This is a genomic window from Methylobacterium sp. Leaf361, from assembly GCF_001424445.1.
Lineage (GTDB): Bacteria > Pseudomonadota > Alphaproteobacteria > Rhizobiales > Beijerinckiaceae > Methylobacterium.
Window position 1 is genome coordinate 35,812 of sequence record NZ_LMPY01000067.1, and the last position, 12,648, is coordinate 48,459.

Below are 12,648 nucleotides of genomic sequence, written 5' to 3' on the forward strand. Positions count from 1 at the left end.
GTGACCTCCGCCGCCGCACCGGCCGCGCGTCCCTCGGGACGGCGCGAGCTGTGGCTGCGCGTCGCCTCCGGCCTCGTGCTCGGCGCCGGCGTGCTGGCCGCTCTGGTCTATGGCGGCTGGCCCTTCGCGGGGATCTGGCTCGCCGCCGGCATCGTCGGCTTCGCCGAGTGGATGGTGATGAGCCGCACCGAGCCCCGCGAGGTGCTGATCGCGCTGGGCGCGGCGACGCTCGGCGCCCTGCTGCTCTGCCAGCGCGGCGGCGCCCCGACGCCGGCCTGCCTCGCGGTCCTGCTGCTCGGCGCCGCGGCCTGCGCCACGGTGGCGCGGACCGGACGGGGCCGGCTCCGCGCCTTCCTCGGCGTGCTCGGCGCGGCGGCGATCGCGGCGGTGCCGGTGGCCCTGCGCGACGACCCTGCCATCGGCCTCGTCGGGCCGGCCTGGATGTTCGCGGTGGTCTGGTCCACCGACATCGCGGCCTACTTCGCCGGCCGGAAGATCGGCGGCCCCAAGCTGATGCCCCGGGTCTCGCCCAACAAGACGTGGTCGGGTGCCCTCGGCGGCCTCGTCGGCGCGGTCGCCGCCGGGACGCTGGTCCCGGTGGTCGCCGACCTCGCCGGGATGACCCTGCCCAGCGCCGCCTCTCTCCCGGTCGTGGCGGGCGTGAGCGCGCTCGCCTCGGTGCTGAGTCAGGCCGGCGACCTGATCGAATCCGGCCTGAAGCGCCATTACGGCGTCAAGGATTCGGGCAAGATCATCCCCGGCCATGGCGGCGTCATGGACCGGCTCGACGGATTCTTCGCGGTCGCCGTGCTGGCGGCCGTCTATCTCGCCCTGCGCGGCGGCGGTCTGATCACGTGACGATGAGGGAGTTGAACCCGTGACCCAGGTCGTCACCGTCTTCGGCGCCACCGGCTCGATCGGCCGCTCCACCGCCGACCTCCTGGCGCAGCACGCCGACCGGTTCCGCGTCGGGGCCCTGGTCGGCGGCAAGGATCCCGTCGCCCTGGCCAAGGTCGCCCGCGAGCTCAACGCCTCCTTCGCGGCGCTCGCCGACGAGGCCGCCGGCCCGGCACTGGCCGAGGCCCTGTCGGGCTCCGGCATCCCGAGCGGGGCTGGGGAGGCGGCCGTCATGGAGGCCGCCGCCCGCGACGCCGACATCGTCGTCGCCGCCGTGAGCGGGGCGGCCGGGCTGAAATCGACCCACGCCGCCCTCCGGCTCGGCCGCAAGGTCGCGCTCGCCAACAAGGAGAGCCTGGTCTGCGCCGGCGACGCCTTCATGCGCGACGCCGCCCGCTACGGCGCCACGATCCTGCCGATGGATTCCGAGCACGACGCGCTGAGCCAGGCGCTGGCCGGCCGGCCGCTCGCCGACGTCCGCACCATGATGATCACGGCCTCGGGCGGCCCGTTCCGGACCTGGACCCGCGAGCGGATCGCCGCCGCCTCCGCGGCCGAGGCCGCCGCCCATCCGACCTGGTCGATGGGCATGAAGATCAACATCGATTCGGCGAGCCTGATGAACAAGGGCCTCGAGCTGATCGAGGCGCACCACCTGTTCGGCATCGAGCCCGAGCGCCTCGACGTGGTCGTGCACCCGCAATCGGTGATCCACGGCCTGGTCTACTGGCTCGACGGGGCGGTGACCGCCGAGCTGGCGCTGCCCGACATGCGCGTGCCGATCTCGCACTGCCTCGGCCTCGGCGACCGGCTGACGATCGAGCGCGGCCGGCCCCTCGACCTCGTGAAGCTCGGCTCGCTGACCTTCGAGGCCGCGGACGAGGCGCGTTTCCCGTGCCTGCGGATCGCCCGCGCGGCCCTGGCCGCCGGCGGCGCGGCGCCCACCGTGATGAACGCCGCCAACGAGATCGCGGTGGCGGCCTTCATCGCCGGCCGGATCGGCTTCTACGGGATCAGCGATCTGGTCGAGCGCGCCTGCACCCACTTCGCCGGCCAGTACCGGGCCGCGCCCGCCGACGTCGACGAGGCGCTCGCCATCGACGCCCACGTGCGGATCTGGAGCGCCGAGGCCCTGCCGGAGCTGCGCGCCGCCGGCTGAGCCGTCATTGCGAGCGCAGCGAAGCAATCCAGCGACGCCACGCTCGCAGAATGTCGCCCGCCCTGGGTTGCTTCGCTGCGCTCGCAACGACGTTTCCCGCCTGAGCCGCGCCTCAGCGCGCGGGGCCGTACCCGGCCAGGAACACCCGCACCGCCTCGTCGACCTGATGGCGCATCTCGGCCTCGCCGGCGATGCCGCCCGCCGCGAACAGCAGGCGGGTCAGCAGACCCGCCTGGCAGAGATGCAGGAAGTGCCGGGCCGCGAGCTCGGTGTCGGCGATCGTCAGGCGTCCCGCCTGGACCTGCGCGTCGAGGTAGCGCGAGAGGCGCTCGACGCCGCAGGCCGGACCGGCCTGGTAGTAGACCTGCCCGAAGCGCGGAAACTTCTCGCTCGCGCCGATGACCATGCGCACCAGCGAGACGTGCGCCGGCCGGCACATCTCGGTCAGGAAGCTGCTTCCGAGCCGGGTCAGGACGCCCGGCACGTCGGGATCGTCCGCGTCCAGGGTGAACAGGGCCTCGGCGAGGCTGGCCTTCTCCTGAATGGTCAGCGCCTCGAACAGGTCCTCCTTGTTCTCGAAGTAGACGTAGAGCGTGCCCTTCGAGACCCCGGCCGCCCGCGCGATCTCGCCCATGCTGGCGCCGTCGAACCCCGCCGCCAGGAACACCGTCCGCGCGCCCTCGAGGATCTGCTGCCGCTTGTCGCCCTCGTGCTGGGCCTGACCCCGCTCCAACGCCGCACCCTGAGCCATGATCCCGCTCCGCACCGTGACACCGTCACGCTTGACCGAACCGTTCGGTCAAAATAACCTGCGGCTTCTTCGGGGGCGCGTCAAGCCGTGCCTCGTTATTGACCGAACGGTTCGGTCATTGATGTCGAGGCGCTGATATGTCCCTTCGCGAGGACGCCGATCGGCCGAATTCCGGTCTCGATGCCGCTATTGAGGCCCGAATCGAGGCCGGGGACGAGGCGCGCGCCGAGCGCACGGCGCCGGCCGCGCCGGCCCCCGCCGCGGCGTCCCTGCCGACGCCCGTGCCGGTCGAGGCGCCGCCCGCCCGCAAGCGCTCCGTGAAGCGGCTCGTCCTGCTCGGACTGCTGGCGGCCGCCCTGGGCGGCGGCGTGTATCAGGGATGGCAGTGGTGGACCGTCGGGCGGTTCTTCGTCTCGACCGACGACGCCTACGTCCAGGCCGACATCTCGGTCCTGGCGGCCAAGATCCCGGGCTATCTCCAGTCGGTGCCGGTCGTGAACGGCCTCGCGGTGAAGAAGGGCGACGTCATCGCCAAGCTCGACGACGGCGACTACCGCCTCGCGCTGCAGGCGGCGCAGGACAAGCTCGCCACTCAGGAGAGCACGATCGCGCGGATCGGCCGGCAGGCCGAGGCTGCGCAGGCCCAGGTCGCCCAGGCCGCCGCGCAGCTCGACGCGACCCGCGCCGACGCCGTCCGCGCCCAGGCCGACTTCGCCCGGTCGACGCAGATGCAGGCGGATTACGTCGCCAAGTCGCGCATCGACCAGACCCGCGCCGACCGCGACCGCACCGAGGCCTCCGTAAAGGCCATGGAGGCCGGCCTCCTCGCGGCCCGCGCCAACGTGGACGTGCTCCAGGCGCAGAAGCGCGAGGCGGAGAGCCTTGCGGCGGAGCTCCGCACCGCCGTCGACCGGGCCCGGCGCGACCTCGACTTCACGGCGATCCGCGCGCCCTTCGACGGGGTGGTCGGCAACAAGGCCGTCGAGGCCGGCGCCTATGTCGGGCCCGGCACGCGGATCGCCGCGCTGGTCCCGCTCCAGAGCGTCCGGATCGACGCGAACTTCAAGGAGACCCAGGTCGAGCGCATGCGTCCCGGCCAGCCGGTGACCGTGACGGTCGACGCCTATCCGGACCGCGAGATCCACGCCGTGGTGGAATCGTTCTCGCCGGCCTCCGGCTCGGTGTTCAGCCTGCTGCCGCCCGACAACGCCACCGGCAACTTCACCAAGATCGTCCAGCGCCTGCCCGTGCGGGTGCGCGTGCCCGAGGAGGTCGCCCGCGAGGGCCTGCTGCGGCCGGGCCTGTCGGCGGTGGTCCGGGTCGATACCCGCACCGGCGCGGACCGCTCCGTCCTCGACCGCGCCTCCGCGCCGCGGCCGGTCAGCACCGCCAGCCGCTGAGACCGGCGATGGCCGCCAGTGCCGCCCTCGCGCCCGGCGCGCCGATCCGCGCCGCCGAGCCGCCCCTCGACCGCCGCCGCATGGTGGCGTTCGTCTGCATGGTCTTCGGCATGTTCATGGCGATCCTGGACATCCAGATCGTCTCGGCCTCCCTGAACGAGATCCAGGCCGGCCTCTCGGCCTCCGGCGACGAGATCCCCTGGGTCCAGACCAGCTACCTGATCGCCGAGGTCATCTCGATCCCGCTCTCCGGCACCCTGTCGCGGGTGCTCTCGACGCGCTGGATGTTCGCCATCTCGGCGGGCGGCTTCACGCTGATGAGCCTGATGTGCGCCACCTCCTCGTCGATCGGCGAGATGATCGTCTGGCGGGCGCTCCAGGGCTTCATCGGCGGCGGCATGATCCCGACCGTCTTCGCCGCGGCCTTCACGATCTTCCCGCCCTCGAAGCGGACCATCGTCTCGCCGATGATCGGTCTCGTTGCGACCCTGGCGCCGACGATCGGCCCGACGGTGGGCGGCTACCTGACCGACCTGATGTCGTGGCACTGGCTGTTCCTCATCAACGTCGTGCCGGGCATCTTCGTGACGGTCTCGACCTGGATCCTGGTCGATTTCGACGAGCCCAATTACGGCCTGATCCGGTCGTTCGACTGGGCCGGACTCGCCTTCATGGCCGGCTTCCTCGGCTGCCTCGAATACGTGCTGGAGGAGGGGCCCAACCACGACTGGCTGCAGGACGAGGCGGTCTTCGCCTGCGCAATCGTCTGCGGGACGTCGGCGCTGCTGTTCTTCTGGCGGGTCTTCACGGCGAAGCAGCCGATCGTCGATCTCAGGGCCTTCTCGGACCGGAACTTCGCCAGCGGCTGCGTGGCGAGCTTCGTGCTGGGCATCGGCCTCTACGGGCTGACCTACATCTATCCGGTCTACCTCGCCCGGGTGCGCGGCTACTCGGCGCTGATGATCGGCGAGACGATGTTCGTCTCCGGCCTGTGCATGTTCGCCACCGCGCCGATCGCCGGCCGGCTCTCGGGCAAGGTCGATCCCCGGATCATGATGGGGATCGGCTTCGTCGGCTTCGCCTGCGGCACCTGGATCGTCACCGGGCTCACCAAGGACTGGGACTTCTACGAGCTGCTCCTGCCGCAGATCCTGCGCGGCTGCTCGCTGATGCTGTGCATGATCCCGATCAACAACATCGCGCTGGGCACGCTGCCGCCGGCGCGGATGAAGAACGCCTCGGGGCTGTTCAACCTGACCCGCAACCTCGGCGGCGCGGTCGGGCTCGCGCTGATCAACACGATCCTCAACGACCGCTGGGACCTGCACCTCGCCCGGCTGCACGAGCGCTTCACCTGGGCGAACACGGCCGCGCTGGAGCGGCTCGACGCGATGCAGCGCGGCTTCGACGCCTACGGCAGCGCCGCCTCCGACATGGCGCTGAAGGCGATGACCAACACGGTGCGGATCCAGGGCCTCGTCATGGCCTTCGAGGACGTGTTCCTGTCCCTCACCGTCCTGTTCCTCGCGATGGCCTGCGCGGTCCCCATGATCCGGCGGCCGAAGGCCGGCGCGGGCGGGGGCGGCGGCCACTGACGGGCGGTCCCCGACGAGCGGGACCGCCCCCGCGCGATCGTCCGGTGCGGAATCGGACGGCGCGTGCGACCTTCCGCGGCCGGGCCGCAGGATTGCGTTGGCGGTCGGCACCGCCGATCTGCTAGACAGGGCGGATGGCCGGCCCGAGAAGCCGGCGCCGAGACGGCCAGGATACGGCTTATGGACTTCCTCAACGCGATGGGCGGAACCGCCGGCGGTTTCTTCGGCGCCGTGATCCCGTTCCTGTTCGTGCTCACCGTCGTGGTGTTCGTGCACGAGATGGGCCACTTCCTGGTCGGGCGCTGGTGCGGGGTCGGCGTGCACGCCTTCTCGCTCGGCTTCGGTCCCGAGCTGTTCGGGTTCAACGACCGGCGCGGCACCCGCTGGAAGGTCTGCGCGATCCCGCTCGGCGGCTACGTGAAGTTCCACGGCGACGTGAACGGCGCCAGCATGCCCGATCCCGAGGCCGTCGCCCGGATGAGCCCGCACGAGCGGGCGATCAGCTTCCCGACCCAGCCCGTGTCCAAGCGCGCCGCGATCGTCGCCGCGGGCCCGGTGGCCAACTTCATCCTGGCGATCCTGCTCTTCGCGGGCGCCATCTGGCTCGGCGGCCGCTACGAGCTGCCCGCCCGGGTCTCGTCGGTGGAGCCGAACAGCGTCGCCGCCCAGGCCGGCTTCCAGCCCGGCGACGTGATCACCGCGATCGACGGCGAGAAGATCGGCGACTTCAACGCCATGTACCGCACGGTGACCGGCAGCGCCGGGACGCCGCTGACCTTCACGGTGGAGCGCAACGACCAGCCCATCACCATCCAGGCGACGCCGGCCACCTTCGAGGAGAAGACGCCGTTCGGCCGCCACCGGATCGGCCGGCTCGGCATCCGCTCGCCCGCGGGCTCGGAGGCGCGGCTCGTGCAGTACGGGGCGCTCGACTCGCTCAATCTCGGCGTGAAGGAGACCTACTTCGTCGTCGAGCGCACCTTCTCGTATCTCGGCAAGCTCGTGACGGGCCGGGAATCCGCCGACCAGCTCTCGGGTCCGATCGGCATCGCCCGCGTCTCCGGCGAGGTCGCCAAGACCGGCGGCGTCGGCGGCCTGGTCGGGCTGATCGCCCTGCTCTCCGTCTCGATCGGCCTGCTCAACCTGTTCCCGGTGCCGCTGCTCGATGGCGGCCACCTGCTGTTCTACGCCTTCGAGGTGGTGCGCGGCCGCCCGCTGAGCGAGCGGGCCCAGGAGATCGGCTTCCGCATCGGCCTCGCCCTCGTGCTGATGCTGATGCTGTTCGCCGCCTGGAACGACATCCTCAACCTCGGAGCCTCCTGGCGGAACACCTGATCCGGGGCCGGCGGGGATCCGAGGATCGCCGTCGGATCTCCACCGGAAACGCTGCCCCAATCCCGCCGCGATCTCGCCCGGACACCGCCCGGATGACGCCGCGCCGGCGCGTCGAAACGGGGTTGACGGGACGTTCACGCGACCGCGAGCGGCGCGAAAAAGGGCCGGTCGCTCAGGCGTTTACGGCGCGTTCACCATGATCCGCGGTTTGCCCGTAAGCTGACCGCACCGTTAAGTGGCGCGAAGGCCACGACCCCCCAAAATCCCCTGACGATGGCCTCCCGCGCGTTTGCTTGGCAGGGGAATCCCGCTAAGAGCTACGCTTGGACCGAAGCCACGCTTGGACCAGGTGACGGGACGGCCGATCAACGGTCGCCCGTGACGGGCTAACCCCCGCGACCAGAACAGAAACGGGCGATTGCATGATGTCGTTGACGGGGAAGCCCCGACGTAAGTCGGTGCGGAAAACCATCGTCCTAGTCACTGCCGGTCTGGGTGTCGTCCTGAGCGGGGCTGCCCAGGCGCAGCAGATCGTCGTCCAGGGCAACCAGCGCGTCGATGCCGACACGATCCGGTCCTACGTGACCGGGACGGCGTCCGGCTCCGCCGAGGAGGCCCGCCGCAACCTGCTCGCTAGCGGGATGTTCTCCGACGTGAAGGTCGCGCAGTCGGGCGGCCGCACGGTGGTGACCGTCCGCGAGAACAACCTGATCAACCGCGTGGTCTTCGAGGGCAACAAGAAGATCGAGAAGGCCACCCTGGAAGGGGTGGTCGAGGCCAAGTCCCGCGGGCCCTACAGCGAGGCGATCATCAACGCCGACCTCGCGCGCATCCGCGACGTCTACAAGCGCTTCGGCCGCGGCACCGCCAAGGTGACCTACCGGACCGTCGACCTGCCCAACGGCCGCGTCGACGTGATCTACCAGATCGACGAGGGCGACAAGACCGGCATCCTCTCGATCAACTTCGTCGGCAACAACGCCTACTCGGAGCGGACGCTGAAGGGGCTGATGAGCTCCTCGGAGATGAACTTCCTGTCGTTCATCAAGACCTCCGACGTCTACGATCCCGACCGCATCACCAACGACCTCGACCAAGTCCGCCGCTACTACCTGAAGAACGGCTACGCCGACTTCCAGGTGGTCAGCGCCGACGCGCGCTACGTCGAGGGCGACAAGTCCGGCTACGTCATCACCATCACGGTGAGCGAGGGCGAGCAGTACCGGGTCGGCGCCGTCCAGGTGGATTCGCGCCTGCCGGGCCTCGACACCGCGAAGCTCGACAGCGACATCGCCACCTCCGTGGGCGACGTCTACAACGCCGACGACGTCGAGAAGACGCTCAACAACGTCACCCGCCAGGTCAACCGCGCCGGCTACCCGTTCGCGCAGGTCCGCCCGACCGGCCAGCGCGACCCGGCGAGCCACCAGGTCTCCCTCGGCTTCGTGGTCGAGGACGGCCCGCACGTCTACGTCGAGCGCATCAACATCCGCGGCAACACCCGCACCCGCGACTACGTCATCCGCCGCGAGCTCGATATCGCGGAGGGCGATGCCTACAACCGCGTGCTGACCGACCGCGCCGAGCGGCGCCTGAACGGCCTGGGCTTCTTCAAGAAGGTCCGCTTCTCGAACGAGCCGGGCTCGGCCCCGGACCGGGTGGTCATCAACATCGACGTCGAGGATCAGCCCACGGGCTCGTTCTCGGTGGCGGGCGGCTACTCCACCCAGGACGGCATCATCGGCGAGGTCTCGGTCTCCGAGTCGAACTTCCTCGGCCGTGGCCAGTACGTCCGGCTCGCCGGCACGGGCGGCCAGTACTCGCGCGGCGTCGACTTCTCGTTCACCGAGCCGTACTTCCTCGGCTACCGCCTCGCGGCGGGCTTCGATGCCTTCTACAAGTACTCCGACCTGACCCGGTACTCGCGCTACGAGACCACGGTGTACGGCGGTCAGCTGCGCCTCGGCCTGCCGATCACCGAGGAGTTCGGCATCACGCTGCGCTACTCGCTGTACAACACCGAGCTGAAGGTGCCGAACACCCTCAAGCGGCCGTACAACGACTGCTCGATCCCGATCCCCGGCTACACCGCCACCTACGCGGCGGGCACGATCGACCCGAACACCGGCCGCAACATCGGCGGCCAGTCGATCTACCCGAACTGCGCGTATGACGGCGAGGCCTCGATCGCCATCAAGGGCTCGCAAGGCAACACGCTGACCTCGCTGGCCGGCCTGACGCTCGCCTACTCGACCCTCGACGTGATCGGCGCGCCCCGCAACGGCCTCTACGCCGAGCTGAAGCCCGACGTCGCGGGCCTGGGCGGCGACTCCAAGTTCTTCCGCGTGACCGCCGACGCGCGGTACTACAAGGAGATCTTCGAGGACGTGGTCGGCTTCATCCGCTTCCAGGGCGGCCACATCTCGTCGCTCAACAACGACCCGCTGCGGGTGACCGACCAGTTCTTCCTCGGCCCGTCGCTGGTCCGCGGCTTCGCGCCGAACGGCATCGGTCCGCGCGACGTCGGCATCGCCGACGCCCGCTCGAACGCCATCGGCGGCTCGACCTACGTCGGCGGCACCCTCGAAGTGCAGTTCCCGCTGCCCCTCGTTCCGCGGGATCTGGGCCTGAAAGGCGCGCTCTTCGCCGATGCCGGCACGCTGTTCGGCTATCACGGCCAGCGGAACTTCAACGTGAACGGCGACGCCTTCATCAACGGCATCTCGCCGACGACCGGGAAGTGCAACTTCAACGCCTTCACGATTGGCGTGGAGCCGGAATGCGTGAACGTCCGCGACACGGCGGCGATCCGCTCCTCGATCGGCGCGTCCATCCTGTGGAACTCGCCGCTCGGCCCGATCCGGTTCGACTACGCCTACGCTCTGTCCAAGGACGAGGGTCAGAAGGTGTTCGTCCCGATCCTCGGCAAGTTCGGCCATATCGGCGCGGATCAGGTCCAGGCCTTCCGCTTCTCCGGCGGCTCGCGCTTCTGATAAAAAACACGCGCGCCGGCCGGATTCTCCCGGCCGGCGCGTTGTCGGACATGACAGATCCCGTCTTCTTCACCGCCGCCACCGGCCTCACCCTGGCCGAGATCGCGGCCGCCGCCGGCCTCGGCCTCCCCGAGGGAGCGGATCCGGATCGCCGGTTCAGCGGCGCGGCCTCCCTGGAGAGCGCCGGTCCGGACCACCTCGCCTACATGGACAACGCCCGCTACGGCGACGCCCTCGCGGCGACGCGTGCGGGCGTGTGCCTCATCTCGCCCCGCTTCGCGGCGCGCTGCCCCGCCGGAACCGTCGCCCTCGTCAGCCGCGATCCCTACCGCGCCTACGCGGCCCTGCTCGGCCGCCTGCACCCGGACGCGCTGCGTCCCGGTTCCCAGTTCGCGGTCCGCGGCGTCGCCTCCGGCGCCCACGTCCATCCCGAGGCCCGGCTCGAGGACGGGGTCACGGTCGATCCCGGCGCGGTGATCGGGCCGGGAGCCGAGATCGGCGCCGGCACAGTGATCGGGCCGAACGCCGTCATCGGGCCGGGCGTCCGGATCGGGCGCGACTGCGCGATCGGCGCGGGCACGACCCTCAGCCACGCCCTCCTCGGCAACCGGGTGATCCTGCATCCGGGGGCCCGGCTCGGACAGGACGGGTTCGGCTTCGCCATGGGCGCCACCCACCTCAAGGTGCCGCAAGTCGGGCGGGTCATCGTGCAGGACGACGTCGAGATCGGTGCCAACACCACGGTCGACCGGGGCGCCTCGCGCGACACGGTGATCGGGGAGGGCACCAAGATCGACAACCTCGTGCAGATCGCCCACAACGTCGTGATCGGGCGCCACTGCGTCATCGTGTCGGGGGTCGGCATCTCGGGCTCGACCACGCTGGAGGATTACGTCGTCCTCGGCGGGCAGGTCGGCGTCGTCGGCCACCTGCGCATCGGTCGCGGCGCGCAGATCGCCGGCTCGTCCAACGTCAACCGCGACGTGCCGCCGGGCAGCCGCTGGGGCGGGACGCCCGCCAAGCCGGTGCGGGCTTGGTTCCGCGAGCTGACGACGCTCGCGCGGCTCGCGGAACGCTCGGGCAAGGAGCCCGCCGGAGACGACGCCTGACCGGGAAGGCCTTGCGCTTCCGGCGATTTCTTCCGAATAGGGCGGTCGGCGCCCCGGTGGCGGCCGGATTGCGGGCCGCCGATGGCGGCAAGTCGAGGTGCGGATTTCGATGAGTGAGGCGGCGCGCGAGACCGGCAGCGAGCTGGGCATAGCCGATATCCAGACGCTGCTGGAGCTGCTGCCGCACCGCTACCCGTTCCTGATGGTCGACCGCATCGTCGAGATCGACCGGGACGAATCCTGCGTCGGCATCAAGAACGTCACGGCCAACGAGCCGCAGTTCATGGGCCACTTCCCCGACATGCCGGTCTTCCCGGGCGTGCTCCTGATCGAGGGCATGGCGCAGACGGCGGGGGCGATCTGCTGCCGCCACATCCGGGCGGACGGGCGGAACACCAAGCAGGTGTTCTTCATGACCATCGACAAGTGCAAGTTCCGCAAGCCCGTCACCCCCGGCGACCAGGTGCGCTTCCACATGACGAAGCTGAACCAGCGCCGGACCATGTGGTGGTTCCGCGGCGAGGCCCGGGTCGACGGCACGCTGGTCGCGGAGGCCGAGATCAGCGCCATGCTGGTGACGGAGTGACCGCCCCCGTCATCCACCCGAGCGCGGTGATCGAGTCCGGCGCCCGGATCGGCGACGGGGCGCGGATCGGCCCCTTCTGCCATGTCGGACCTGAGGTCGTGCTCGGCGCGGACTGCGAACTCATCAGCCACGTGGTCCTGGCGGGCCGCACCGCGATCGGCCCCCGCACCCGGATCTTCCCCTTCGCGTCTATCGGCCACCAGCCGCAGGACCTGAAATACCGGGGCGAGGCCTCGACCCTGACGATCGGCGCCGACTGCCTGATCCGCGAGGGCGTCACCATGAACCCGGGCACCAGCGGCGGCGGCCTGGAGACCGTGGTCGGCGACCACTGCACCTTCCTGGCCAACTCGCATGTCGGCCACGATTGCCGGGTCGGCGCCCACGTGATCTTCTCCAACAACGTCATGCTGGCGGGCCATTGCAGCGTCGGCGACTACGCGATCCTGGGCGGCGGCGCCGCCGTGATCCAGTTCGCGCGGGTCGGCGCGCACGCCTTCGTGGGCGGCCTGTCGGGCCTGGAGAACGACTGCATCCCCTACGGCATGGTACTCGGCAACCGGGCCTACCTGTCGGGGCTCAACATCATCGGGTTGCAGCGCCGCGGCTTCGCCCGCGAGGACATCCACGCGCTGCGGCGCGCCTACCGCCTGCTCTTCGCCCCCGAGGGCACGCTGATGGAGCGGGTGGAGGACGTGGCCGCGACCTTCGAGTCCCACGCGGCGGTCGCCGAGATCCTCGACTTCATCCGCCTCGGCGGCAAGCGCTCGATCTGCACGCCGCGCGAGGTTCCGACCCCGATCAGCGCCGCCTGAGCGGCCGG

10 protein-coding genes are annotated in these 12,648 nt (G+C 70.6%); 9 read left to right on the forward strand and 1 reads right to left on the reverse strand.

Going from position 1 to position 12,648, the window contains the following annotated elements; genetic code table 11:
* Both ASG32_RS28520 and dxr read left to right on the forward strand, forming a co-directional pair.
* Complete coding sequence (locus ASG32_RS28520) at nt 1–858, forward strand: phosphatidate cytidylyltransferase (protein ID WP_020092979.1); 858 nt, start codon at nt 1–3, stop codon at nt 856–858.
* A 19-nt stretch (nt 859–877) separates the two neighbouring features.
* A complete protein-coding gene (gene dxr, locus ASG32_RS28525; protein ID WP_020092980.1) occupies nt 878–2,056 on the forward strand; it encodes a 1-deoxy-D-xylulose-5-phosphate reductoisomerase in 1,179 nt (392 codons plus the stop codon).
* A gap of 112 nt (nt 2,057–2,168) precedes the next feature.
* Here dxr and ASG32_RS28530 read toward each other — a convergent pair whose 3' ends face one another.
* Nucleotides 2,169–2,807 (reverse strand): TetR/AcrR family transcriptional regulator, encoded by a 639-nt coding sequence (locus ASG32_RS28530; RefSeq protein ID WP_026604898.1) that lies wholly within the window; start codon nt 2,805–2,807, stop codon nt 2,169–2,171.
* Nucleotides 2,808–2,944: 137 nt separating this feature from the next.
* On the opposite strand from ASG32_RS28530, the gene ASG32_RS28535 reads away from it, so the two are divergent.
* From ASG32_RS28535 to lpxA, 7 genes are all read left to right on the forward strand, one after another.
* Entirely contained in the window at nt 2,945–4,207 is a 1,263-nt protein-coding gene (locus tag ASG32_RS28535) for an HlyD family secretion protein (protein WP_056533037.1), read from the forward strand.
* 8 nt (nt 4,208–4,215) lie between these two features.
* Nucleotides 4,216–5,802 (forward strand): DHA2 family efflux MFS transporter permease subunit, encoded by a 1,587-nt coding sequence (locus tag ASG32_RS28540; protein WP_056533040.1) that lies wholly within the window; start codon nt 4,216–4,218, stop codon nt 5,800–5,802.
* A 180-nt stretch (nt 5,803–5,982) separates the two neighbouring features.
* On the forward strand, nt 5,983–7,137 hold the full coding sequence (locus tag ASG32_RS28545; protein WP_020092984.1) for an RIP metalloprotease: 1,155 nt from the start codon (nt 5,983–5,985) through the stop codon (nt 7,135–7,137).
* 422 nt (nt 7,138–7,559) lie between these two features.
* Entirely contained in the window at nt 7,560–10,130 is a 2,571-nt protein-coding gene (bamA, locus tag ASG32_RS28550; protein ID WP_026604899.1) for an outer membrane protein assembly factor BamA, read from the forward strand.
* Nucleotides 10,131–10,180: 50 nt separating this feature from the next.
* Nucleotides 10,181–11,239 carry a UDP-3-O-(3-hydroxymyristoyl)glucosamine N-acyltransferase gene (gene lpxD, locus ASG32_RS28555; RefSeq protein ID WP_020092986.1) on the forward strand — a complete coding sequence of 353 codons (1,059 nt, stop codon included), beginning with the start codon at nt 10,181–10,183 and terminating at the stop codon, nt 11,237–11,239.
* A 109-nt stretch (nt 11,240–11,348) separates the two neighbouring features.
* Complete coding sequence (gene fabZ / locus ASG32_RS28560) at nt 11,349–11,825, forward strand: 3-hydroxyacyl-ACP dehydratase FabZ (RefSeq protein WP_020092987.1); 477 nt, start codon at nt 11,349–11,351, stop codon at nt 11,823–11,825.
* Nucleotides 11,822–12,640 carry an acyl-ACP--UDP-N-acetylglucosamine O-acyltransferase gene (gene lpxA, locus ASG32_RS28565; protein ID WP_056533043.1) on the forward strand — a complete coding sequence of 273 codons (819 nt, stop codon included), beginning with the start codon at nt 11,822–11,824 and terminating at the stop codon, nt 12,638–12,640. Before fabZ ends, lpxA begins: the two co-directional genes overlap by 4 nt.
* Nucleotides 12,641–12,648: the final 8 nt, after the last annotated feature.

Coding starts and splice junctions, on each gene's coding strand:
- ASG32_RS28535 (WP_056533037.1), top strand. CDS start 2,945: ATGTCCCTTCGCGAGGACGCCGATCGGCCGAATTCCGGTCTCGATGCC.
- bamA (WP_026604899.1), top strand. CDS start 7,560: ATGATGTCGTTGACGGGGAAGCCCCGACGTAAGTCGGTGCGGAAAACC.
- lpxD (WP_020092986.1), top strand. CDS start 10,181: ATGACAGATCCCGTCTTCTTCACCGCCGCCACCGGCCTCACCCTGGCC.
- ASG32_RS28530 (WP_026604898.1), bottom strand. CDS start 2,807: ATGGCTCAGGGTGCGGCGTTGGAGCGGGGTCAGGCCCAGCACGAGGGC.
- fabZ (WP_020092987.1), top strand. CDS start 11,349: ATGAGTGAGGCGGCGCGCGAGACCGGCAGCGAGCTGGGCATAGCCGAT.
- ASG32_RS28540 (WP_056533040.1), top strand. CDS start 4,216: ATGGCCGCCAGTGCCGCCCTCGCGCCCGGCGCGCCGATCCGCGCCGCC.
- ASG32_RS28545 (WP_020092984.1), top strand. CDS start 5,983: ATGGACTTCCTCAACGCGATGGGCGGAACCGCCGGCGGTTTCTTCGGC.